Consider the following 21,323-nt stretch of genomic DNA (forward strand, 5'->3'; position numbering starts at 1 on the left):
TCAGTGTGCTCGCAAACCCTTCGTCGATGCAGGCGTCTCGTCTGCCGGCTTTACGGCAGTCGGAGGCGTGTCCGGAAGCGGCGCCGGATTGCGTTCCAGGGCAAGCTCAAGAACCTGATCAATCCATTTCACCGGAATGATCTCGATCGCGTTCTTGATGTTGTCCGGAATCTCTACCAGGTCCTTCACATTCTCTTCAGGAATTAGCGCCCGCCCGATACCACCGCGGACTGCGGCAAGCAGCTTCTCCTTCAGACCGCCAATCGGCAGCACTTCACCGCGCAGGGTGATCTCACCCGTCATGGCAACATCACAACATACCGGGATACCCGTCAGCACCGAGACCAGCGCCGTGGTAATCGCACTACCCGCAGAAGGCCCATCCTTGGGGATTGCACCTTCCGGCAGGTGAATGTGGATATCGCTCTTCTGGTAGAAATCGTCTTCGATACCAAGCGAACGGGCGCGCTTGCGCACGACTGACAACGCAGCCTGAATGGACTCCTGCATGACTTCGCCGAGCTTGCCGGTCGTCATCACCTTGCCCTTACCCGGCAGGACCACCGCTTCCACGGTCAGCAACTCACCGCCAACCTCGGTCCATGCAAGGCCGGTCACCTGGCCCACCTGATTCTGCTTCTCGGCAATCCCGAAGCTGTACTTGCGTACGCCAAGGTACTTGTCGAGGTTCTTGGCATTCACGACGATCTTGCTACTGCGCGACCGAAGCACCAGTGCCTTCACGACCTTGCGGCAGATCTTGGAGATCTCGCGCTCCATGCTCCGCACACCAGCTTCGCGGGTGTAGTAGCGGCACACGTCACGCAGGGCCTCTTCGGTCACCGACAGCTCTTCAGCCTTGAGGCCGTTGTTCTTCATCTGCTTCGGCAGCAGATAACGCAGGGAGATGTTCACCTTTTCATCTTCGGTGTAACCCGACAGGCGAATCACTTCCATACGATCAAGCAAGGGCGCAGGAATGTTGAGCGTATTGGCGGTCGCCACGAACATCACGTCCGACAGATCGAAATCGACCTCGACGTAATGATCCTGGAAGGTGTGGTTCTGCTCCGGATCCAGCACTTCAAGCAGTGCTGACGACGGGTCGCCACGAAAATCCATGCCCAGCTTGTCGACTTCATCGAGCAGGAACAGCGGGTTCTTCACCCCTACCTTGCTCATGTTCTGAAGAATCTTGCCCGGCATCGACCCAATATAGGTTCGACGGTGGCCGCGGATCTCGGCCTCGTCACGCACACCACCGAGCGCCATGCGCACGAATTTGCGATTGGTCGCCTTGGCGATCGACTGACCAAGTGAGGTCTTGCCCACACCCGGAGGGCCAACGAGGCACAGGATCGGCGCCTTGACCTTGTCTACGCGCTGTTGCACGGCAAGGTACTCAAGGATGCGTTCCTTGACGCGCTCAAGGCCATAGTGATCCTTGTCCAGCACTTTCTCGGCCTCACCGAGATCCTTGCTGACGCGCGACTTCTTCTTCCACGGCAAGCCGATCATGATGTCGATGTAGTTGCGCACCACGGTGGCTTCGGCAGACATCGGCGACATCAGGCGCAGCTTCTTGAACTCTGCCTGGGCCTTGGCAAGTGCCTCCTTGGGCATGCCGGCAGCCTTGATCTTCTTGTCCATCTCCTCGAGATCGGCACCTTCCTCGCCTTCCCCGAGCTCTTTCTGAATCGCCTTGACCTGCTCGTTCAGGTAATACTCGCGCTGACTCTTCTCCATCTGGCGCTTGACGCGACCACGGATGCGCTTTTCCACCTGAAGGATGTCGAGTTCGGTTTCGAGCTGTGAAAGCAGCTTGTCGAGACGCTCGTTGACGTCGAACATTTCCAGCACTTCCTGCTTTTGCTCGAGCTTCAGCGGCAGGTGTGCGGCAATGGTGTCGGCCAGGCGGCCCGGCTCGTCGATACCGGCCAGAGACGTAAGAATCTCGGGCGGAATTTTTTTGTTCAGCTTCACGTACTGGTCGAACTGGGCAATGATCGCCCGGCGCATGGCCTCGACCTCGGTGTTATCGACCTCGGACAGGGGCACCGGCGTGGCCTTGGCCACGAACAGGTGACGCAGATCGTCAACCGAATCGATGCGCGCGCGCTGCAAACCTTCGACCAGCACCTTGATGGTACCGTCGGGCAGCTTGAGCATTTGCAGGATGTTGGCGACGCAACCGATGTCGTAGAGGTCTTCGATCGAAGGTTCGTCCTTTGCGGCCGACTTCTGGGCGACGAGCAGAATGCTCTTGCCCGCCTCCATTGCGTTTTCGAGCGCCTTGATCGATTTGGGCCGCCCCACGAAGAGCGGGATGACCATGTGCGGAAATACCACTACGTCGCGCAGCGGCAGTAGCGGCAGTTCCATTTGCTCGTTGGGGAGGTCAGCAGGACCCGACATTTATATATTCCTTCCGAAAAGGGTCACACCCATATGTGGGCGCGACCCGGGAATTCAAGTGGCGGGTTGTTGGGCGTCAGTTCGAGCCGGAAACCTTTTGCTGATCAGCGTAGATCAGCAGTGGCTTGGCGCCCTCCTCGATGGTGCCTTCATCGATGACGACCTTGGTGACACCCTCGAGGGTGGGCAGGTCATACATGATGTCAAGCAACGCCGCCTCAAGAATGGAACGCAGACCACGAGCGCCCGTTTTGCGGCGGATTGCCTTGCGTGCGACGGCATGCAGCGCTGCGGAGCGAATCTCGAGTTCCACGCCTTCCATCGAGAACAGCTTCTGGTACTGCTTCACCAGCGCGTTCTTCGGTTCAACGAGGATTTTGATCAGTGCTTCTTCGTCAAGTTCCTGCAAGGTCGCAACGACCGGCAGACGACCGATGAGCTCCGGGATCAGACCAAACTTGATCAGATCCTCGGGTTCGACCTGACGGAAGGTCTCGGTCACGCTCCTGGACTCGCTGCTCCTGACCTCGGCGCCGAAGCCAATCCCGACCTTCTCGGTACGGTTGCGGATAACCTTGTCCAGCCCGTCGAAAGCGCCGCCACAGATGAACAGCACGTTAGTGGTATCGACCTGGACGAAGTCCTGATTCGGGTGTTTGCGCCCGCCCTGAGGCGGAATCGACGCAACAGTGCCTTCCACCAGCTTCAACAGCGCCTGCTGCACGCCTTCACCCGAAACGTCACGGGTGATGGACGGGTTGTCGGACTTGCGCGAAATCTTGTCGATCTCGTCGATATAGACGATACCCTGCTGCGCCTTTTCGACGTCGTAGTCGCACTTCTGCAGCAGCTTCTGAATGATGTTCTCGACGTCCTCACCGACGTAACCGGCTTCGGTCAGGGTGGTGGCATCGGCCATCACGAAGGGGACGTTGAGCAGACGCGCGAGGGTCTGTGCCAGCAGCGTCTTGCCCGAACCCGTGGGGCCGATCAGCAGGATGTTGCTCTTGGAGAGTTCGACCTCGTCCTTGCTGTCGCTCAGGTGACGCAGGCGCTTGTAGTGGTTGTAAACCGCCACCGACAGATTGCGCTTGGCCTTGGACTGGCCGATCACGTACTGATCAAGGATGTCGCAGATTTCCTGCGGGGTGGGCAGTGAGCCCTTGACGTTCTCGCCGCCGGCATCGCCCGCGATCTCTTCGCGGATGATGTCGTTGCACAACTCGATGCATTCGTCGCAAATGAAGACGGATGGACCGGCGATCAGCTTGCGCACTTCGTGCTGACTTTTGCCACAAAACGAGCAGTACAGCAGCTTTTCGCCGCCCGTCTTCTTTTCCGACATGATCTGTTCTCCTGGTTCAGGTATCGGCGCGGCTGGTGAGCACCTTGTCTACGAGGCCATATTCGACGGCTTTCGTCGCCGACATGAAATTGTCGCGATCCGTGTCCTTCTCGATCTGCTCAAGCGGCTGCCCCGTATGCTTGGACAGCATCTCGTTCAGACGCGCACGCAGGAACAGGATCTCGCGCGCATGGATCTCGATATCCGAGGCCTGGCCCTGAAATCCGCCCAGCGGCTGGTGAATCATCACGCGCGAATTGGGCAGCGTGAAACGCTTGCCCTTTTCGCCTGCAGCAAGCAGGAACGCGCCCATGCTGGCGGCCTGCCCGATGCAAAGCGTGCTGACGTTCGGCTTGATGAACTGCATGGTGTCGTAAATCGCCATGCCGGCCGTCACCGAACCACCGGGGGAGTTGATATAAAAATAGATGTCCTTGTCCGGATTTTCCGACTCAAGGAAAAGCAGCTGAGCCACGATCACGTTGGCCGTCGTGTCATTGACCGGACCGACGAGGAACACCACCCGCTCCTTCAGAAGGCGCGAATAGATGTCATAGGCGCGTTCGCCGCGCCCACTCTGCTCGACAACCATCGGAACCAGTCCAAGACCTACCGGGTTCCATTCACTGCTGTGCTGGGGTGTTCCGTTCATCATTGCTCGCTCTTTCGCGACCTCAGGCCGCGTTGCCCATCAATTCATCAAATGCGACCGGCTTGTCGGTGGTTTGGGCTTGCGATGCCACCCAAGCCACGACATTGTCCTCGATCACCACCGCTTCAGCCTGAGCCAGACGATCCGGCTGTGCGTAATACCAGCGTACCAGCTCAGACGGATCTTCGTAACTCTCGGCCATCTCTTCAACCAGCGCGCGCACCTGCTCAGGCTTGGCGTGCAGTTCCTTGGCCTTGACCAGCTCGGCCATGATCAGGCCCAGCTTGACGCGACGCACGGCCTGGTCTGCGAACCATGCGGGCTCAACCGGGATGTCCTTGGTCTGCATGCCACGCGCTTCGAGGTCACGCTTGGCGTTCTCGGCCAGCTGGCTCGACTCGGCCTCGACCAGTGCCTTGGGCACGTCGATCGGGGTCACTTCGATCAGGGCATTCATGACCTGTTCCTTGATCTTGGCCTGGATGCGACGCTTCACTTCGCGGGTCAGGTTGGTGCGGACTTCGTCGCGCAGCTTGCTGACATCACCGTCTGCCACGCCGAGGGCCTTGGCGAAATCGCTATCGACTGCCGGCAGCACCGGCGCTTCAACCTTCTTCACCGTAACTTCGAACTGAACGGTCTGACCGGCCAGATGCTTGGCGTGGTAGTCCTCGGGGAAGGTCATGTCGAAAGTCTTGGCTTCACCCGACTTCAGACCCGTAACAGCGGTTTCGAAATCCTTCAGCATCGAACCTGCGCCGATGACGAAGGGGAAGTCCTCTGCCTGGCCACCGTCGAACAACTCGCCATCCTTGCGCCCGGCAAAATCGATCACCACGCGGTCGCCTTCAGCAGCGGCGCGATCGGCCGGCTCGAAGGAGGTGCGCTGCTTGCGCAGCACGTCGATGGTCTTGTCGACTTCGGCGTCGCCTACTTCCAGAGCGGGACGCTCGATCGTCTGCGTCGACAGATCGCCCGAAACCACTTCCGGATAAACCTCGAACACGGCGCTGAACTCGAGCACTTCGGCGCTCGACGCTTCCTTGGGCTCGATACGGGGGTAACCGGCCACACGCAAATTCTGTTCACGCACGGCGTTGCCGAACGCTTTTTCAACGGCAGCACCAATGGCTTCGGAGCGCGCTTGCGGCTCATAAGTCTGGGCAACGATCTTCATCGGCACCTTGCCCGGGCGGAAACCAGGCATTTTTACGGTGCGAGCCATCTTCTTCAGGCGCGCTTCGACTTCCTTATTGATCTCCGCCATGGCGACGGACATATCGATACGGCGCTCCAGCGAGCTCGGGGTTTCCTGGTTGGTCTGCATTCAATCAATCCTGAGAAGTCAAAAATACCGCCGGCCAAGCATTCCGCCCTGAGTGTTTTCCCACAATCAGGTGCACGATGTGGCCGACTTGTTCCAAACAATCGGCGATTCTAGCACACGGCCCGGGCCTTCCTTCCAGCGCCTCTAAAGGGTCAGAATGCACTTGGAACAGTGAAAAAATGCACGCTCACAGGCGGAACTCGCAGGCTACCGTAACCTCTCAGGTTATGAGCATGGTGCAGCAACATGTCTGCGAAAGCAGGATCAGTGCCAAGAAGCAATCGACGGAATTGAGTCGGGTCAACGCGACCCAATCGACAAGGAGACGTCCCGATGAGCATCTTCAACGCTTACCAAGCCCGATTCGAAGCGGCCCGCGAAGACGAAATGTCGATCCAGGAGTATCTGGAGTTATGCGGTAAAGACCGTGCCGCATACGCTACCGCAGCAGAACGCATGCTGATGGCAATCGGGGAGCCGGAGTTGGTGGACACCCGGCTGGATCCGCGCCTGTCGCGCATCTTTTCGAACAAGGTCCTGAAGCTCTACCCTGCGTTCCGCGACTTCTACGGCATGGAAGAGGTCATCGAACATATCGTGTCGTATTTCCGACATGCGGCCCAGGGGCTGGAGGAGAAGAAACAGATCCTCTATCTGCTCGGCCCGGTCGGCGGCGGCAAGTCCTCTCTTGCTGAAAAGCTCAAGAGCCTGATCGAGCACGTTCCTTTCTATGCGATCAAGGGCTCACCGGTAAACGAATCGCCGCTCGGCCTGTTCAATATTGAAGAGGACGGCCATATCCTTGAGGACGACTACAGCATCCCCCGGCGCTACCTCGGCACCATCATGAGCCCGTGGGCGGTCAAGCGCCTGCATGAATACGGTGGCGACATCACCAAGTTCAGGGTGGTCAAGCTCACCCCCTCAGTGCTGCGCCAGGTCGCAGTCGCCAAGACCGAACCTGGCGACGAGAACAACCAGGACATCTCCTCGCTGGTCGGCAAGATCGATATCCGCAAACTGGAGCAGTATTCGCAGGACGACCCGGATGCGTACAGTTACTCCGGCGGTCTGTGTCTGGCCAACCGCGGCATGCTTGAGTTCGTCGAGATGTTCAAGGCGCCAATCAAGGTGCTGCACCCGCTTCTGACCGCGACGCAGGAAGGCAACTACAAGGGCACCGAGGGTTTCGGCGCCATCCCCTTTGATGGCATCGTGATGGCGCACTCGAACGAGTCCGAATGGACGGCGTTCAAGAACAACAAGAACAACGAAGCCTTCCTCGACCGGATCTATACCGTCAAGGTGCCTTACTGCCTGCGCCTCTCGGACGAGATCCGCATTTACGAGAAGCTGCTGGCGAACAGCTCCCTGTGGGAAGCGCCCTGCGCCCCCGACACCCTGAAGATGCTCGCCCAGTTCTCCGTGCTGTCCCGCCTCAAGGAGCCGGAAAACTCCAGCATCTATTCCAAGATGCGGGTCTATGACGGCGAAAACCTCAAGGACACCGACCCCAAGGCCAAGAGCTTCCAGGAGTACCGCGACTACGCAGGGGTCGACGAGGGCATGACCGGTCTCTCCACCCGGTTCGCGTTCAAGGTGCTGTCCCGGGTGTTCAACTTCGACCACCGCGAGGTGGCGGCGAACCCGGTGCACCTGATGTATGTCCTCGAGCAGCAGATCGAGCAGGAGCAGTACCCCCCGGAAAACGAATCCCGTTATCTCGGCTTCATCAAGGAGTTCCTCGCCCCGCGTTACGCGGAGTTCATCGGCAAGGAGATCCAGACCGCCTACCTCGAAAGCTACTCCGAGTACGGCCAGAACATTTTCGATCGCTATGTGATCTATGCCGACTTCTGGATTCAGGATCAGGAGTTCCGCGATCCGAACACCGGCGAGATCCTCGACCGTTCGGCCCTCAACGAGGAGCTCGAAAAGATCGAGAAGCCGGCCGGCATCAGCAACCCGAAGGACTTCCGCAACGAGGTGGTCAACTTCGTGCTCCGTGCTCGCGCGAAGAACGAAGGCGCCAACCCGAGCTGGACCTCCTACGAGAAACTGCGCGCGGTGATCGAGAAGAAGATGTTCTCCAACACGGAAGACCTGCTGCCCGTCATCAGCTTCAATGCCAAGGCCAGTGCCGACGAGCAGAAGAAGCATCAGAACTTCGTCAATCGCATGATCGAAAAGGGCTATACCGAGAAACAGGTGCGCCTGCTATGCGAGTGGTATCTGCGCGTACGGAAGTCGTCCTGAACGCCTGAACGTACCATTGCGATCCGCGCCGCCGGCAGCGACCGGCAGCGGATTCGTCGTGGGCCACCACGGAGGAAGGCATGGTCCGCATCATCGATCGGCGCTTCGACAGCAAGAAAAAGAGTGCGGTTAATCGCCAGCGTTTCGTGCGCCGCTTCAAGCAGCAGATTCGGCGCGCAGTATCCGACGCAATAGATGGCCGCTCCATTCGCGACCTGGACAACGGCGAAAGTGTTTCCATCCCGACCAAGGATCTGTCCGAACCTCATTTCCAGAATGGCAAGGGCGGAATCTGGGAGCAGGTTTTCCCCGGCAACGACCAGTTTTCCAGCGGAGACCAGATCAGGCGGCCGCAAGGCGGCGCCGGCGGCTCGGGCGGCGGAGGCAAGGCCGGGAACGAGGGCGAAAGCGAAGACGATTTTGTCTTTCAGCTCTCGCGTGACGAATTTCTCGACATCTTTTTCGACGACCTCGCCCTGCCCAACCTGATTCGCACCCAGCTCGCCCGGGTCACTGACTTCAAGTCCCAACGCGCCGGTTTTACATCGAGCGGCGTGCCGGCCAACATCAATATCGTGCGCTCCATGCGCGGTGCGCTGGGTCGTCGCCTGGCGCTGGGGTCGCCCTATCGGGCCCGTTATCGCGAATTGCAGCAGGAACTCGACGAAGCCATCGCGGAGCTGGGCGAAGACAGCGAGCGTGTGCGCGAGTTGCGTGAGGAACTCGGCAAACTGCGCGCGCGCATCGATGCAATCCCCTTCATCGACAGCTTCGACCTGCGCTACAACAACCGTATCCGAATTCCGCAGCCCACCACCCAGGCGGTCATGTTCTGCGTGATGGACGTGTCCGGTTCGATGGACGAGGAGAAGAAGGCCACGGCGAAGCGCTTCTTCATGCTGCTCTACCTCTTCCTCAATCGAACTTACGAACACATCGAGGTGGTCTTCATCCGTCACCACACCATCGCCAAGGAGACCGACGAGGACGAGTTCTTCCACTCACGCGAATCCGGTGGCACGGTGGTGTCGAGCGCGCTCGAACTGATGCGCGACATCATTCGAGCGCGCTACGCAGGCGGTCAGTGGAACGTCTATGGCGCCCAGGCTTCGGATGGCGACAACTGGGACAACGACTCGCCCATCTGCCGCAAGATTCTCGACGACGAGATCCTGCCGTGGTGTCAGTACTTCGCCTACATCGAAATCACCCCGGGCGAACCCCAGAACCTGTGGCGCGAGTACGAAAAGCTGCACGCCAGCAGCAAGAACTTCGCCATGCAGCGCATCGAGTCGCCGGCAGACATCTATCCGGTTTTCCGCGAACTTTTCAAAAAGAGCCTCGCATGAAACCTGCCCTGAAGAAACGCATCCCCCTGCCCGCAGGTTCGGAATGGACCTTCGAGAGCATCGAGCGCTACCACACCGAGATCGCCCGCGTCGCCAAAGGCTATGGTCTCGATACCTACCCGGTACAGATCGAGGTCATCACCGCCGAGCAAATGATGGACGCGTACGCCTCGGTCGGCATGCCGGTCAACTACCACCACTGGTCATTCGGCAAGCAGTTTCTGAGCACGGAGAAAGGTTACCGTCGCGGCCAGATGGGTCTGGCATACGAGATCGTCATCAACTCCAACCCCTGCATCGCCTACCTGATGGAGGAGAACACCCTGCCGATGCAGGGGCTGGTGATTGCACACGCCGCATACGGCCACAACAGTTTCTTCAAGGGCAATTACCTGTTCCGCACCTGGACCAATGCGGACGCAATCATCGATTACCTGATCTTTGCCCGGAACTACATCGCCCAGTGTGAAGAGCGCCATGGCGTGGAAGATGTGGAGTTGCTGCTCGACTCCTGCCATGCGCTCATGAACCTGGGGGTCGACCGCTACAAGCGCCCGCCCAAGCTCTCCATGGCGAAGGAAAAGTTGCGTCAGGAGGAGCGCGAGGAGTACCTGCAAACCCAGGTCAACGACCTGTGGCGCACGCTGCCGGCCCACGACGTGCGCAGCGACGGCCGCAAGGAGCGGCGCTTCCCGGAAGAGCCGGAAGAGAACCTGCTCTATTTCATCGAGAAGAACGCGCCCCTGCTCGAACCCTGGCAGCGCGAGGTCGTGCGCATCGTGCGCAAGATCGCGCAGTACTTCTTCCCCCAGCGTCAGACGCAGGTCATGAACGAGGGTTGGGCAACCTACTGGCACTACACCCTGCTCAACACGCTGTACGACGAAGACCTGCTGGCCGACAGCTTCATGCTTGAGTTCCTGCAGTCGCACACCAACGTCGTCTATCAGCCGCCCTATAACGTGCGCTGGTACAACGGCATCAACCCCTATGCGCTCGGCTTCGCGATGTGGACCGACATCCGTCGCATCTGCGAACACCCGACGGACGAGGATCGCCAGTGGTTCCCCGATATCGCGGGCAGCGACTGGCGGGAAACCTTCGACTTCGCGATGCGCAATTTCAAGGACGAGAGCTTCGTTGCGCAATATCTGTCGCCAAAGGTCATGCGCGACTTCCGCATGTTTGCGATCTTCGACGACGAACGTGAAGACAAGCTCAAGGTTTCTGCCATCCACGACGATGCCGGCTTCCGCCATGTGCGCGAAATCCTGTCGGAGCACTATAACCTTGGCAGCCGAGAGCCCAACATCCAGGTCTGGAACGTCGACCTGCGTGGCGACCGCTCGCTCACCCTTCGCCACCAGCGCTGGCAGGGCCGGCCACTGGCCGAGAATGCGGAAGAGGTCGTGAAGCATATTGCCCGACTGTGGGGCTTCACCGTGCGACTGGAGTCCGCCAACGACGCAGGCGAGGTCGAACTCCTGCACGAAACCCGCCTGGAGAAACGCAAAGCCGGCAATTAGGCCCGCCCCCGGGAGCGGCAGCCGCTGCCTCAGACCCACCGCAACGTGCGCCTGTTCGGCGCGGCGCCGCCGCGGGGAACTCCTGCCAGATGCGCACAAGCAAGACACCTGCGATCGGAGAGACGCAACAAAATGAGCGCACACGGAAGCTGCCGCCCTTAGAATCGGGGCTCACTTTGCTGAAAGCCCGACCATGTTCACTTCTGCACAACCCATCTACCCTGTCTCCGGCATTCGCGAGATCGAGCGCAAGCTGATCCCGAGTGCCCGTCCGCCGCTCATGGAGCGAGCTGGCCGCGCCGCAGCGGAAGATGCTGTGCGCCTGATCATGGACCGCCCCGGCGCCATCCTGATTGCCTGCGGCCCGGGCAACAACGGCGGCGACGGCTTCGTGATGGCACGCCAGTTGCGACAAGCCGGACGCGAGGTGATCGTCGCCTTCGCCAACCAGCCGACCACCCTGCCGCCCGAAGCCGCCAAGGCGCACGCCGACTTCATCCTGGCCGGCGGCAGCACCGTCTCCGACCTTCCCTCGGCGCCCGCCAACGGTTGGGCACTGGTGGTCGATGCGATTTTCGGCATCGGTCTCAAGCGCCCGCCCGAGGGCCGCTTTGCGACGTGGATCAACACACTCAACGCACAACGTGTGCCGCGCATGGCGCTCGACGTGCCAAGCGGGCTCGACGCCGACACCGGTCGGCCGCTCGGCCCCTGTTTTCGCGCAACCCACACCACCACCTTCATCGCGCTCAAGCCCGGCCTGCTGACCCTGGACGGGCCCGACCACTGCGGGGAGATCTCGGTACAACGCATCGAGATCGACGCACCGGCCTGGGTGCCGGCCATGGGCTTCCATATTCGCAGCAGCCTGTTTCGCGACCGACTGTCCGGACGCCCGCGCAACACCCACAAGGGCCTGTACGGCGACGCCGGCGTTCTGGGTGGCGCCACCGGCATGGCCGGTGCTGCCTTGCTGGCCGGACGCGCCGCGCTCATGCTCGGTGCCGGGCGGGTATTCGTCGGCCTGCTCGACCCGGGCGCACCCACGGTAGACACCAACCATCCCGAACTGATGCTGCGCAACGCGGCCGCCCTGCCCGACCATCTCACTGCGCTCGCCGCCGGCCCCGGCTTGGGCACCGACGCCGATGCGCGGCAATTGCTGAGCGCAGCCATCGAATCCGACTGCCCCCTGCTGCTCGACGCCGATGCGCTCAATATCGTGTCCGGCGATGACAAGCTGGCCCAGACCCTCAGCGAGCGCGACGGCATCACCCTGCTGACGCCACACCCGGCAGAAGGCGCCCGCCTGCTCGGCATCACGACCCAGGAGGTCCAGCACGATCGACTCGCGGCCGCGCTTGCACTGGCCCGCAAGTACAGGTCGCTGGTCGTGCTCAAGGGCGCCGGCAGCATCATTGCCACCCCGGACGGGCGCTGGTTCATCAACAACACCGGGCATCCCGGCATGGCCACGGCGGGCATGGGCGACGTCCTCAGCGGGCTTGCCCTGAGTCTGCTGGCGCAGGGCTGGCCAGCCGAACCCGCGCTGATTGCGTCGGTACACCTCCACGGCGCAGCCGCCGACCGCCTGGCACGTGAAGGTGTCGGCCCGGTCGGACTGACCGCAAGCGAGGTCATCGACGCCGCACGAGGTGTCTTCAATGGATGGATGGTCGAAGCCGCGCGCGAACGCCACTGAGCGACCGCCCCGGATGACAACTCCCACGCCCGCACTGGCCCGCAGTGTCCTGTTGCTGCTCGGCGCCCTGCTGCTCTTCGTGCTGCTCGACTCCACCGCCAAGCATCTCGCGCAGACCTATCCGGTGCCGATGCTGGTGTGGTCGCGCTACAGCGTACATTTCCTGCTGATGGTGATCTTTCTCGCGCCGTCGATGCGGCTGCGCCTGATCAGCACCACCCGCCCGACGCGACAGGTCGCCCGCGCACTTTGCCTGCTCGGCACCACCTTCTTCGGGATGGCCGCGCTGTCGCGCATGCCGCTGGCAGAGACCACCGCCATCGTCTTCGCCGCGCCGCTGATCGTCACCCTGCTCGCCCGCCCGCTGCTGGGTGAGCAGATCGGGGTCATGCGCTGGGTCGCGGTGATCGTCGGCTTCGTTGGTGTGCTGCTGATCGCACGACCGGGAAGTGGCCTGGTCGCGGAAGGCATCGCACTCGCACTCGGGGGCGCGATGTCGTACGCCCTGTACCAGATCCTCACCCGACAGCTCACACCGACCGAGAACCCGGTCACGATGCTGTTCTATACGGCACTGATCGGCACCGTGGCAATGACGCTCGCCCTGCCCTGGATCTGGGGCGGGCCAATCCCGGGCCTGAAAGACGCTTTGCTGATCGCTTCGCTCGGCATCTATGGCGGCAGCGGACACTTCCTCCTCATCCGGGCGTTTCGCGACGCCCCTGCCTCGGTACTGTCGCCAATACTGTATGTACAGCTGATCTGGGCGATGCTGATCGGCTGGCTGTTCTTCGGCCACATCCCCGATGAAATCGCCTTGCTGGGCATTCTCACCATTGGCTCGGCCGGCGTGATGATCGCCATCGACAGCCGCCGCGGACGCGCATCCGGCCGCCTCAAGACCTGAACATCGACGAGTCGCTACCCCCGATTCAGCTCATCCGCTGCCAGGGCATGCGCAGCCGGCTCAGCACGCCGGTCGCAAGCCCGGTACCCAGCAGAATCACGGCACAACCGGTCAGCATTCGCAGCGAAATCGTCTCATCCAGAAATGCGGCACCCCACAGCATGCCGAAGAGCGGAATGAGGAAGGTCACGCTCACGGTACGGGTCGGGCCAAGCCGCTCCATCAGACGAAAGAACAGCACGTAGGCCAGCCCGCTGCAGACCACTGCAAGTACCACGGCGGCGCTCCACACCGATGCCGATGGCGTCTCTTGCGGCCACCAGTAGATCGCCATCGGCAACAGAATCAGACTGGCATACAGCTGACTGCCGGTTGCCGTCACCATCGGCGGCACGCCGGAGAGATAGCGCTTGGTCATGTTTCCCGCGACCCCATACGACAGCGTCGCCCCGAGGCAGGCAAGCACCGCCCAGCCCGAGCCACCGCCCTTGAACGAAACCTTGCCCCAGACCAGAACCACCACACCGAGCACGCCGACCAGCATGCCAAGGAGCGCTGGCGCGCTTAGCTTGTCCTTGAGCCAGACCCACGCCACCAGCGCGGTAAACATGGGCGTGGTCGCGTTCACGATGGATGCGAAACCGGCCGTCACCGACAGCGTTGCCCATGCGTACAGCACAAATGGCAAAGCCGACGCACACAGGCCAACCACCAGCAGCACAGCCCAGCGCGAGAGCAACTGGCGCAAACCGCCTTGCATGGCCAGCACCGGAATCAGCACCAGCGCGGCCAGCCCCACCCTCAGCTCGATGAGCGCGAAAGGCCCGAAGGCCGGCGCAGCAACCCGCATCAGCAGGAATGAGCCGCCCCAAATTGCGGCAAGGAGAAAGAGTTCGACGAGGTCGCGTGGCTTCATGGAGCATCCAGAGCTTGAATGACGCAGCAGGTGCATCGGTGCGCAATGTTAGAATCTCGCCCCTGCCTACTCAATCCGGTTCTCATCATGCTCTCCGAACAGCTTCGCGTCGAAATCCAGCGCTGTGTTGCCGCCTCGCTGGCGGAAGACATCGGCACCGGCGACCTTACTGCCCGTCTTGTCCCTGCCCAGACCGAGGCCCGCGGCCGCGTGATCACCCGGGAGGACGCCGTGATCTGCGGCACGGCCTGGTTCGATGCAGCCTTCGCCGCACTGAGCCCGGCGGCCACAGTCAAATGGCACGTCAAGGATGGCGACCGGGTGGAAGCTGGCCAGGAGCTGTGCGAAGTGGTAGCCCGCGCACGGGTGCTGCTTACCGCCGAACGCACCGCGCTTAACTTTCTGCAGTTGCTCTCTGGCACGGCAACGGTCACCCGCAGCTTTGTCGATGCCGTCGCCGGCACCAACGCCAGCATCGTCGATACCCGCAAGACCCTGCCCGGCCTGCGTCTGGCGCAGAAATACGCGGTCGCGGTCGGTGGCGGCGTCAATCACCGCATCGGCCTGTACGACGGCATCCTGATCAAGGAAAACCACATCATCGCCGCCGGCGGAATTCGCGAAGTCGTTGAACAGGCGCGCATCATCGCACCGTCGAACGTTTTCATCGAAGTGGAAGTCGAGAGCCTGGACGAACTGCGCGACGCGCTCGACGCCGGCGTCGGCATGATCCTGCTCGACAACATGAGCCTGGAAGACATGCGTGAAGCGGTCGCCATCAACGCAGGACGCGCCGAACTTGAAGCCTCCGGCGGGGTGAACCTGCAGCGCGTGCGTGAAATTGCCGAGACCGGCGTAGACCGCATCTCGATCGGAAGCCTGACCAAGGACGTGCGCGCCCTCGACCTGTCGCTGCGTCATATCGAGGCCTGATCGCGGCCGGGTGTAAGAATCGGCGGCCAGGACCGACTCATGACCGGCGGCGCATGCGCAGGGCTCCCTGACCTGTGCGCAAGCGCCGCCGACAACACTGAAGCCTGCCGTGCTTCATGCATCGCCCGACCAACCGGCCCCGGAGACCACGCATGGTGCGTGCCCAAACGAACACCCACCCCACATCGCCGGCAGACGCGCTCGCCGACCCGGTCCTGCTGACCGAGCTTCGGCGCGACATGCTGCGTTTTGCGCAGTTGCAACTGCGTGACGCCGCACTGGCCGAAGACGCCGTGCAGGAAGCGATCGAGGCCGCCTTGATCAACGCTGCCCGCCACGAAGGCCGCGCCGCACTGAAGACATGGATCTTCAGCATCCTGCGCAACAAGATCGTCGACATCCTGCGCTGTGGCGCGCGCACGGTGTCGATCTCATCGATCGGCAGCGACGACATCTCCGACGACGAAAAGCTCGACGGACTGTTCCGCGATAACGGCCACTGGCAGAAACAGGCCCGCCCGGCGCAATGGAACACGCCCGACGAGGCGCTCGACAACAAGCAGTTCTGGGCGGTTTTCGAAGCCTGCCTCGACCGCCTGCCAGAGAACATCGCCCGCGTGTTCATGATGCGCGAGATGCTGGGTTTCGAAACCCCGGAGATCTGCGCCGAACTCGAGATCACCTCCAACAACTGCCATGTCATCCTGTATCGCGCCCGCGTCAGCCTGCGGGGCTGCCTCGAGGGCAACTGGTTCAACCCCGGAGACTGTCCCTCATGCTGACCTGCAAGGAAGCCACCCGGCTCAGTTCGGAAGCACTCGACCGCGGCCTCAGCCTGCGTGAGCGGCTGTCGCTGCGCATGCACATCATGATGTGCAAGGGCTGCACCAATTTCGAGGAGCAGATGCGGCAGTTGCGCACCATGACCCGGCGCTACGCGAGCGGCGACACCGGCGCACAGGACGATACGACGCCCCCTGCCAGGACGGACTGAACACGGCGACCGACTCGCAGTCGCTGATTTGATACACCTGTTACGCACGGCCACCTTGCATTGACGGGTACCATCCTGCTTTGCCCTCCAAGAGAAGTACCCCCCGAATGCAAACTGTTGTTAAAGAGAAGCTCAGATGCGCCGTCGTGGCAGCGGTCCAGTTGCCGAACGTGAGCGATGCCGAGTTTGAGGCTTCGCTGGCCGAACTCCGCGAACTGGCAAAAACGCTGGGGTTCAAGGTGGTGCACAGCTTTGTGCAGAAGCGTACAGGCTTCGACACCACAGCCTATCTGGGCGCCGGAAAGCGTCAGGAAATCAGCGTCTTCGTCAGCAACAGGCTGCCCGCTGACGACAGCGCCGATGCCGATGGTGACTTCATCGATGCCATCCTGGTCGACCACGAGATCTCGCCGTCGCAGGCGCGCAACCTCGAAAAGGAAGTGGGCTGCGAAGTGATGGACCGCACCATGGTCATCCTTGAGATCTTCCATCGCAATGCGCGCTCGCGCGCGGCCCGCGCGCAGGTCGAGATCGCGCGCCTTGGCTACATGGCGCCGCGTCTTCGCGAAGCGGCCAAGCTGGCCGGCCCGCAGGGGCGCCAGCGCAGCGGCTCGGGCGGTCGTGGCGCGGGCGAGTCGCACACCGAACTGGACCGGCGCAAGATCCGTGACCGCATTGCCGAGCTGCAACTCGAGATCGTTGCCATGGAAGCCGAGCGCAAGACCCAGCGCGCGCGGCGCCAGGGTCGGCAGGGGCTCGCGGGCGTGGCGCTCGTCGGTTATACCAACGCCGGAAAATCCACGCTGATGCGCGCACTGACCGGCAGCGAGGTGCTGGTCGCGAACAAACTCTTTGCCACGCTGGACACCACGGTCCGCACGCTCTACCCGGACAGCACGCCCCGCGTACTCGTCAGCGACACGGTGGGGTTCATCAAGAACCTGCCGCACGGGCTTGTCGCGTCGTTCAAGTCCACGCTCGATGAAGCGCTCGACGCCTCACTGCTGCTGCACGTCATCGACGCCAGCGACCCCGGCTTCGAGCGCCAGCTCGAGGTCACCGACAAGGTTCTGGCCGAGATCGGCGCAGAGGACGTGCCTAAGCTGCGCGTATTCAACAAGATCGACCACGTCGGCGACGAAGCCGCGCAGGCCGAATGCGAAGCGGCGTTGCGGGCAAAGTACCCGTCATGTGTGGTGATGAGCGCGCGCCGCCCGCACGAGGTCGCCAGCCTGCGTGCGCAGATCGTCGCCTTTTTCCAGCAGGGCCTGATCGAGGCAGAGCTGTTCCTGCCGTGGTCGGCGCAGCAGCTGCGCGGAAAGATCTACGCAAACTGCGAACTGCTGGGCGAACGCGCCGACGACAACGGCGCCTTCCTGCGCATCCGCGGCGAGCGCGATGCCGTGCAGCACCTGAGCGAACAGTTCGCACAGGCGCAGTAGGCGCGCTCACGCGGCGCCAGGCGCCGCCCCGACGAATACGCTGTCAGCGCTGAATCGGGGACGGCGCGCCGCCGCTGTAGTCGCCACGGTCATCGCTGCTGTCATTGAATACGCTCAGCAGGATCCGGGTCAGATCGGGCATGCCGCCAAGCAAGGCCGCATCCTCGCCCAGCCCCGCGCGAAAGCCGGCGCGCTCAAAGCGCGCCAGCAGCGCCGCATCGGCACTGAACACATGCACCGGCACCTCCCATGAGGCGCCCCGCCCGCTCACCGCGGCAATGGGCTGATGGTCACCGATCACGATGATCAGACTCCCGGAGGCCGCCCGCTCGCGCATGTAGCCCGACAGCCACTCGAAACTGTAGCGCATCGACTGCAGATAGGCGGGCAGCGGGTCCGACCACGACACCGGCTCGGCAAGCGCCTTGTCGAGCATCTCCGGCGAGTAGGCGGACACCCCCTGCACCGCATCCCAGTCGCCCACATAGGGCGGCACGGGCCGGAACGGCGCATGCGAACTTACGGTGGGAAACACCACGAAGCGCGGACTGCGCCCGCTCACCGGCTGCGCCAACTCCTGCGCATGCAGGAGCGCGAGCGCGGCCTGGTCCGGAATCCGCCAGTAGCCAAAAGCCGGCCCCGGGTAGCCGATCGCATCCACGTCGGCGTAGCGCGAGAATCCGTAGTAAGCGCCTTCCGGCCACGGCCGCTGCAGGCCGGGCATCAGTGCCACGGTGCGATAACCGTGCCCGGCAAAGTGACTCACCAGGGTCGGGCGATCCGTCGTCAGCAGGACATCGTAGCTGCCCGGGTCGCGGGTATCGATGCCACTGAGCAGGGCCGAATGCGCCAGCCAGGAGGCGCCGCCGAACGTGGGAGAAAGCACGCGGGCCGACACCACACCACGACCACTGTCGCTCAGCGCCTGCGCCAGCAGCTGCCGCGAGGGCTTGAGCGAGACCGCAATCTCGGCGTCGTCAAACGTCACGGCGCCATAGGCCTCGGAAAAGATGAGGATCACATCGACACCACCGAGCGCATTCAGATTGCCCGAGAACACCGGGCTCGGCCCGAGCAGCGCTGCGCTGCGCCCGGGCGCCAGCGCATCCCGCAACTGCGTGCCGGCTCGATAGACCGCCACGCTCACCGGTTCGGCAAACAGGCTGCGGGTGTCGCGCCCCACCCAGGGCTGAGCGAACCAGAACAGCACGGGTGCAATCAGGGCCAGCACCAGCCCACGCGAGGTCGCACAGCGGCGGAAACCCTCGGACAGCGCCACGATCTGCAGCCGCAACAGCACGAACAGCAGCGCGCCGCCAGCCAGCACGAACAGGCCAGACCCCGTGAGCTGCCACACGGGCATGTCCATCGTCGCCATGCGCAGCACCTGCCAGCCGTGGCGCCCGTCCCAGTACAGACTGACCGGACGACCGAGGAGCGCGGGCACGGTGACCTCGACGTAACGCAGCAGCACCAGCACCAGCACAAGCCCCCCCAGCATCGACAACACACGCAATGAAACCACCCCGCGCCACCGCGTCCACAGCAACAGCAGCACTGCGCCGGCGAGCAGTTCGACCGAGAGCCGGGGCTCGAACACCACGCCAATTCCCGGCCAGTCGTTGCCGAAGGTCAGCACGGCGTTCAGGACCAGCAGCGGCAGGACCAGGCGCAGCAATGCGTTCGTACCCGACGCTTTCAAGTTCATCACGCGATTCATGCCCCCGGGACGGAATTCAGTGTTTCAATCATGATCAAAGACCTGCAATCGCCCCAATGGATCCCCTCATGCAGCCAGCACCCCGTTATTTATGGCAAGACCTCACCCCCGACGAGATCCGTGCGCTGGCCGCGCGGGACGCCGTGGCGGTGCTGCCGCTGGCCGCCATCGAGCAGCACGGACCCCACCTGCCGCTATCAACCGATCTCGACATCGGCCTGGCGCTGGCCACTGCCGCCTTCGAGCGCCTGCCGCACGACCTGCCCGCCTGCCTGCTGCCAGCGATGAACGTCGGCCTCAGTCTGGAGCACCGCGACTACCCCGGCACCCTGAGCCTGTCGCCGGAGACTGCGCTCTCAGCCCTGACCGAGTTGGGCGACAGTGTTGCCCGTGCCGGATTTCGCCGCCTGGTGCTGTTCAACAGCCACGGCGGAAACAAGGCAGTCGTCGATCTCGCCGCGCTCAAACTGCGCGCAGCGCATCGCATGCTGGTCGTACGCGCAAATTACTTCCGCTTCGCCCCACCGCCCCAGGCCCTGCCCGCCAGCGAGATGCGCCACGGTCTGCACGGGGGCGCCCTGGAAACCGCGATGATGCTGCATATCGCGCCGCACAAGGTGCGTCGGGACGCAATCGACCGCTGGACATCCTGCGGCGAACACATGGCTACATCCGGGCACACGCTCGGACCCGAGGGCGAAGCCGGTTTCGCGTGGATGGCGGGCGACCTCAATCCGGCGGGGGTCGCCGGGAACGCGCGCCTCGCCACAGCGGAACTCGGCGAGCGTCTGGTGGGTCAGTTTGCTGACACGCTGGCGCAGGTGGTCTGCGACGCACACCGCTTCAGGCTCGATCAGCTCGCGACAGGCGCCGATTGACGGCCGCTGGCTGGCCTTCGTTCCTCGCAGGCGCGGGAGTCGGCAAGGTTTGCCAGTGCGTCAGCTCACCCTTCCGGCTTCGGCCCCACTACCCTGACGAGTTCCGCCCATGCCGCTTTCGCTCTGCGCCGATCAAGCCTGGCAACTGATTCTCCGCACCCGCCAGCACGACTGGCAGGGGCAGTCGCGCGCCGTGCTCGCCGGGGACGAATACGAACTCGAAGTCACGGACAACGGCGGCTGGCAGTGCAGCGCCGAGCCCAGTCCAGAGGCCAGGGAGATGCTCGACCTCTTTCTGCCGCTGGTTTCGGGGTCGGGCAGCCATGTCGTCGGTCAGCTCGGTCAGAGCCTGGACGGGCGCATCGCCACCGTCAGCGGCGCCTCGCAATACATCAACTGCAGCGCAGCCCTCACCCATCTTCATCGCTTGCGGGCCGTCGTGGATGCGGTGCTGGTCGGTGTCGGCACGGTCAATGCCGACAATCCGCAACTCACGGTGCGTCATGTCGATGGACCGCATCCGGTCAGGGTCGTCATCGACCGTCACAATCGCGCCAACGCCGATGCCCGCCTGTTTCATGACGACACTGCCACCACGCTGCATCTGGTGGGCTCGCGCCACTGCAATGCCGGCCCCGGTTCGCACAGCACCCGCATCGCCATCGACCGCCCCGGTGACGAAGCGGAGGGCGACATCGAGCCCGCAGCCATTCTTGCCATTCTCGCCCGCCACGGTTTGCACCGGGTCCTCATCGAAGGCGGCGGCTACACCGTATCGCGCTTTCTCCACGCTGGCGCACTCGACCGTCTGCATCTGCTGGTCGCACCAATGCTGATCGGTTCTGGCCGCCCCGGCGTCAGCCTGCCAGCGATCGACACCCTGGACGACGCGCTGCGCCCGCGCTCACGCAGCTTTGCCTGCGGCAGGGATACCCTGTTCGACCTCGCCTTGCGTTGAGCC

Annotated in this window: 17 protein-coding genes; 11 read left to right on the top strand and 6 right to left on the bottom strand. The window is 62.7% G+C overall.

Annotated features, from left to right (window positions below; genetic code table 11):
• The 4 genes from lon to tig form a co-directional block, all read right to left on the bottom strand.
• Nucleotides 1-2,415 (bottom strand): endopeptidase La, encoded by a 2,415-nt coding sequence (lon, locus tag CEW87_RS20245; protein ID WP_108975913.1) that lies wholly within the window; start codon nt 2,413-2,415, stop codon nt 1-3.
• Between the two features lie 76 nt (nt 2,416-2,491).
• A complete protein-coding gene (clpX, locus tag CEW87_RS20250) occupies nt 2,492-3,760 on the bottom strand; it encodes an ATP-dependent Clp protease ATP-binding subunit ClpX (protein WP_108975915.1) in 1,269 nt (422 codons plus the stop codon).
• A 16-nt stretch (nt 3,761-3,776) separates the two neighbouring features.
• Entirely contained in the window at nt 3,777-4,415 is a 639-nt protein-coding gene (gene clpP, locus CEW87_RS20255) for an ATP-dependent Clp endopeptidase proteolytic subunit ClpP (RefSeq protein WP_108975917.1), read from the bottom strand.
• A gap of 19 nt (nt 4,416-4,434) precedes the next feature.
• Nucleotides 4,435-5,739: a trigger factor gene (gene tig / locus CEW87_RS20260; protein ID WP_108975919.1), complete on the bottom strand. Its 1,305-nt coding sequence runs from the start codon at nt 5,737-5,739 to the stop codon at nt 4,435-4,437.
• Nucleotides 5,740-6,072: 333 nt separating this feature from the next.
• Here tig and CEW87_RS20265 point away from each other — a divergent pair, with 333 nt between their 5' ends.
• From CEW87_RS20265 to CEW87_RS20285, 5 genes are all read left to right on the top strand, one after another.
• Complete coding sequence (locus CEW87_RS20265) at nt 6,073-7,995, top strand: PrkA family serine protein kinase (RefSeq protein WP_108975921.1); 1,923 nt, start codon at nt 6,073-6,075, stop codon at nt 7,993-7,995.
• Between the two features lie 80 nt (nt 7,996-8,075).
• A complete protein-coding gene (locus CEW87_RS20270; protein WP_108975923.1) occupies nt 8,076-9,344 on the top strand; it encodes a YeaH/YhbH family protein in 1,269 nt (422 codons plus the stop codon).
• On the top strand, nt 9,341-10,870 hold the full coding sequence (locus CEW87_RS20275; RefSeq protein ID WP_108975925.1) for a SpoVR family protein: 1,530 nt from the start codon (nt 9,341-9,343) through the stop codon (nt 10,868-10,870). Before CEW87_RS20270 ends, CEW87_RS20275 begins: the two co-directional genes overlap by 4 nt.
• A 193-nt stretch (nt 10,871-11,063) precedes the next feature.
• Nucleotides 11,064-12,572 carry an NAD(P)H-hydrate dehydratase gene (locus tag CEW87_RS20280; RefSeq protein WP_108975927.1) on the top strand — a complete coding sequence of 503 codons (1,509 nt, stop codon included), beginning with the start codon at nt 11,064-11,066 and terminating at the stop codon, nt 12,570-12,572.
• Nucleotides 12,573-12,585: 13 nt separating this feature from the next.
• A complete protein-coding gene (locus CEW87_RS20285) occupies nt 12,586-13,479 on the top strand; it encodes a DMT family transporter (protein WP_108975929.1) in 894 nt (297 codons plus the stop codon).
• Nucleotides 13,480-13,504: 25 nt separating this feature from the next.
• On the opposite strand, the gene CEW87_RS20290 is transcribed toward CEW87_RS20285, so the two are convergent.
• Nucleotides 13,505-14,395, bottom strand: a complete 891-nt coding sequence (locus tag CEW87_RS20290; protein ID WP_108975931.1) for a DMT family transporter — start codon at nt 14,393-14,395, stop codon at nt 13,505-13,507.
• A gap of 87 nt (nt 14,396-14,482) precedes the next feature.
• Between CEW87_RS20290 and nadC the strand changes: the two genes are divergently transcribed.
• From nadC to hflX, 4 genes are all read left to right on the top strand, one after another.
• Complete coding sequence (gene nadC, locus CEW87_RS20295; protein WP_108975933.1) at nt 14,483-15,328, top strand: carboxylating nicotinate-nucleotide diphosphorylase; 846 nt, start codon at nt 14,483-14,485, stop codon at nt 15,326-15,328.
• Nucleotides 15,329-15,480: 152 nt separating this feature from the next.
• Nucleotides 15,481-16,110: a sigma-70 family RNA polymerase sigma factor gene (locus tag CEW87_RS20300; protein ID WP_108975935.1), complete on the top strand. Its 630-nt coding sequence runs from the start codon at nt 15,481-15,483 to the stop codon at nt 16,108-16,110.
• Nucleotides 16,104-16,322, top strand: a complete 219-nt coding sequence (locus CEW87_RS20305; protein ID WP_108975937.1) for a zf-HC2 domain-containing protein — start codon at nt 16,104-16,106, stop codon at nt 16,320-16,322. The genes CEW87_RS20300 and CEW87_RS20305 overlap by 7 nt, the downstream gene beginning before the upstream one ends.
• A 107-nt stretch (nt 16,323-16,429) precedes the next feature.
• Nucleotides 16,430-17,764 carry a GTPase HflX gene (gene hflX / locus CEW87_RS20310; RefSeq protein ID WP_108975939.1) on the top strand — a complete coding sequence of 445 codons (1,335 nt, stop codon included), beginning with the start codon at nt 16,430-16,432 and terminating at the stop codon, nt 17,762-17,764.
• Between the two features lie 43 nt (nt 17,765-17,807).
• Here hflX and CEW87_RS20315 read toward each other — a convergent pair whose 3' ends face one another.
• Nucleotides 17,808-19,472, bottom strand: a complete 1,665-nt coding sequence (locus CEW87_RS20315) for a hypothetical protein (protein WP_108975941.1) — start codon at nt 19,470-19,472, stop codon at nt 17,808-17,810.
• 80 nt (nt 19,473-19,552) lie between these two features.
• Between CEW87_RS20315 and CEW87_RS20320 the strand changes: the two genes are divergently transcribed.
• Nucleotides 19,553-20,362: a creatininase family protein gene (locus CEW87_RS20320; protein ID WP_108977414.1), complete on the top strand. Its 810-nt coding sequence runs from the start codon at nt 19,553-19,555 to the stop codon at nt 20,360-20,362.
• 109 nt (nt 20,363-20,471) lie between these two features.
• On the top strand, nt 20,472-21,320 hold the full coding sequence (locus CEW87_RS20325) for a RibD family protein (RefSeq protein ID WP_108975943.1): 849 nt from the start codon (nt 20,472-20,474) through the stop codon (nt 21,318-21,320).
• The last annotated feature ends 3 nt before the right edge of the window (nt 21,321-21,323 follow it).

Source organism: Parazoarcus communis (genome assembly GCF_003111665.1).
Taxonomy (GTDB): domain Bacteria; phylum Pseudomonadota; class Gammaproteobacteria; order Burkholderiales; family Rhodocyclaceae; genus Parazoarcus; species Parazoarcus communis_B.